Raw genomic sequence first — 2,849 nt, 5'->3', positions numbered from 1 at the left:
CTTTTTATTTTTTTAATCCTGGTAAACGTTTACACCATTAAGTGGTATAGAAATGGACGTTTACATTTATGGGGTTCCGGTCTTCTACTGGCAATTGCGGGTGTTTTACTTGGTTTTTTAACAGGTGCCATTCTGGTACCGTCGAGTGGCGCAGGAGGAGCGATGTATGGAGCATTCGTAGGTCTTGTTATCGTAGGCAATGGATTACTTCTTTTCCTCGCAGGGCTTGCCGTAACCATCGGAAAACGATTGACTAAAAAGAATACTCAAGCATAAGAAAACCCCAAAACCGACCGTCTCTTAATGAGATCGTCGGTTCTTTGGCAATGTTTAAGTGTAGTGTTGATATTACCCATAAAAAAATGATTTCAAGTTTTTGTGGAAGTCATTTTTGGATATTTTGGCTTATTAAACTAACGCCCCCGATAGCTGAAGACTGGAAATCAAGATAATAAACGAAGAATAACTAAAAATGAACAATTAATTAACATAAGTAGAACTTGAATATTGTGATCCATCACTAAAGTTTGTGATAACCATATATGAAATTCTATTACCTGTTTTGTTGTAGACTTGAAGTTGATTTACAATTTTTTCATCAAATTCCAACGCTTCTTGTAAATCATCTTTAGTAAAGCTGGTATCAATGGCAATAGCTTTTTGGTCTTGATCAAAATAAACATTTCTTAGTTGGTCATAATTTGAAAATTCGTCCTGTATGTAGCTGATGATATCTTTCACTTCTTCTGAATCTTTCATAGGGAAACCACTTTCAAGACTATTTTGAGCTTGACTATCCTCATCTTTATTAATAGTGTAATGTACAAAAAAAGCGCAGACTACGATACTAAATAAAAGAACTCCTATCCAAATTTTTCTCAATATGGACACCCCCTCTGTTGCTAAGGTATGCCCACTCCAATTAAAATTTTACAATTTTTCATTTAACAAACCTAAATGTTCCAAATCTCAGAATTGCCCCCAATTGTGTAAGTCTTGAAATCAAGATATTGTTATCGCATTTTGTTGATAATAACCTAAGTTTGTTAAAGTTACTTACTCGTTCACATCCGGAGTTTTATTATCAATAGCAGGCATTTTGGTAATTACGATCGGTTTACTCAAATCAGCATTTGGAAGTTGTTGCGGTTCACTTTTACCAGGCATTGATTGAACATTTTTAGCCTCTGGCGGTAAAGGGGCATCAACGGAGTCTAGAATAATGATTTTCTGTTGTTCAGTCTGATTATTATTTGCTACTGTTTTCTTCTCAGACTTTTCTTTATCTTTGGATGTATTTTGACAACCAACCAAAACAGAAAACAAAGATATGGTTACAAAGATGAAAGCAATTTTCTTCATCCAATCACTCCTCTTTTATATAGACGATTAAAACAGCATCTAGTTACGTCATTTACCATTTTATCTCATTTAATATTCAAATTAGTATAAGTAAAATACCCAGATTCAATCAATTAATTTAATAAAGAAGAGCGATGTACATATAGAACAATCGCCCCCTTTACTGGAATAACTAACACATTCTAATACTTATAAACTGGTTCCTTTATGGGATAAATTACCAATATGCTCAACCTTAAACTCTAGCACCTATCAGTTCAATTTTTTGCAAGAGTCTCATTTAGTTAATTGATTTCTCATCCATCCGATAATTTAGATTAGTAATGTGTTTTATCTTTTGATTTTCCCCATGTTTTAAAGGGTAATTCATATTGATCTGGAGAAATTTGTTTCATAATAATAGTACGCTGGTCAATTGGAAGGGAAAGTTGTTCATAAATAAACTGATCGTCAAAACCTATTTTCGCAGCATCTTCCTTCGTACATGCATAATAAACAGCTTTTGGTCTCGCCCAATAGATTGCTCCGATACACATCGGACAAGGTTCACAGCTCGTATAGATCTCACAATCGGTAAGCTGGAAGTCGTTTAAATATTGGCAAGCTGCCCTTATGGCCTGCACCTCAGCGTGTGCAGTTGGATCATTTGATGCTGTTACTTCATTTCGGCCGGTACCGATTATTTTGCCGTCTTTAACAACAATAGCCCCAAATGGTCCACCTTGGTTGGACATGACATTTTCTAAAGCCACTTCAATTGCTTTTTCCATAAAAGAGAAACCTTTCATACAACCACTCCTCGGTTCATATCATACAAGTATGATTATAAATATGGATATGCAAATAAAAATATCACACCAGAGACAAAGTAGACCTGAATATTTATTTTTTTAAGTTCCGATTAACCTAATATTTATTGATTCAAATTTCAAATTTCCATAATTATTACAAGCCAGTTATTCTACAATCTGGCCTCTTACATAAAATAAAGGACTTTCCTAGCTACAGAAAGCCCCCGTTTGTTTAATAAGTTAAATTCAAAATTACTGCTATTTTATATCTTTGTTTTCCTTATGTTTGAAAATAACTACACTACACTCTTCACACCTTAACGCTGGAACTTTTTTGACTTTTAACCATGCATCACCTATTAATGTTTCACTTCCAAAATCCGCAAAGATGGAATCAGGCGAGTCTGACCAGCAAATTCTTCGAGGAGAGAAAATATATCCTTGCTTCAACTCGTTACCACATTCAGGACACCTTACAACATCGTCCATTGTTAGTTACACCACCTTCATCTTTGCGTTCTTATTGAAATAACTAGTAAGTTTGCACCGTCACTATAAATTAACTCTTATTTTGGCCTATGATTAGGTAATAAGGGCGAGGGCGAGGGCGAGTACGAGTACTCTATTAAGCAATCGCCTTCGTTAGTTGAAAAGAAAATTCCCTGCAAACCCAATTAAAATCATTAAGAAAAAGCT

General features: G+C 34.7%; 5 protein-coding genes. 1 reads left to right on the top strand and 4 read right to left on the bottom strand.

Features of this window, described 5'->3' with window-relative positions; all coding sequences use genetic code 11:
- A partial coding sequence (locus tag LD39_RS22940; protein WP_369793214.1) for an inner-membrane translocator occupies positions 1-276 on the top strand: 276 nt, incomplete at its 5' end.
- Positions 277-480: 204 nt separating this feature from the next.
- Here LD39_RS22940 and LD39_RS03385 read toward each other — a convergent pair.
- The 4 genes from LD39_RS03385 to LD39_RS03370 form a co-directional block, all read right to left on the bottom strand.
- On the bottom strand, positions 481-882 hold the full coding sequence (locus LD39_RS03385) for a hypothetical protein (RefSeq protein ID WP_035542911.1): 402 nt from the start codon (positions 880-882) through the stop codon (positions 481-483).
- Between the two features lie 174 nt (positions 883-1,056).
- The gene (locus tag LD39_RS03380; RefSeq protein ID WP_052158709.1) at positions 1,057-1,362 is read right to left on the bottom strand and encodes a hypothetical protein; all 306 of its coding nucleotides are present in this window, start codon (positions 1,360-1,362) and stop codon (positions 1,057-1,059) included.
- Between the two features lie 317 nt (positions 1,363-1,679).
- A complete protein-coding gene (locus LD39_RS03375; protein ID WP_035542909.1) occupies positions 1,680-2,150 on the bottom strand; it encodes a nucleoside deaminase in 471 nt (156 codons plus the stop codon).
- Positions 2,151-2,411: 261 nt separating this feature from the next.
- Positions 2,412-2,642 carry a PF20097 family protein gene (locus LD39_RS03370; protein WP_035542907.1) on the bottom strand — a complete coding sequence of 77 codons (231 nt, stop codon included), beginning with the start codon at positions 2,640-2,642 and terminating at the stop codon, positions 2,412-2,414.
- Between the last annotated feature and the right edge of the window lie 207 nt (positions 2,643-2,849).

It is taken from the genome of Halobacillus sp. BBL2006 (assembly GCF_000786645.1).
GTDB lineage: Bacteria > Bacillota > Bacilli > Bacillales > Halobacillaceae > Halobacillus.
Note: the sequence above shows the minus strand (reverse complement) of the source record. Positions and strands in the feature narration are given on the sequence as shown.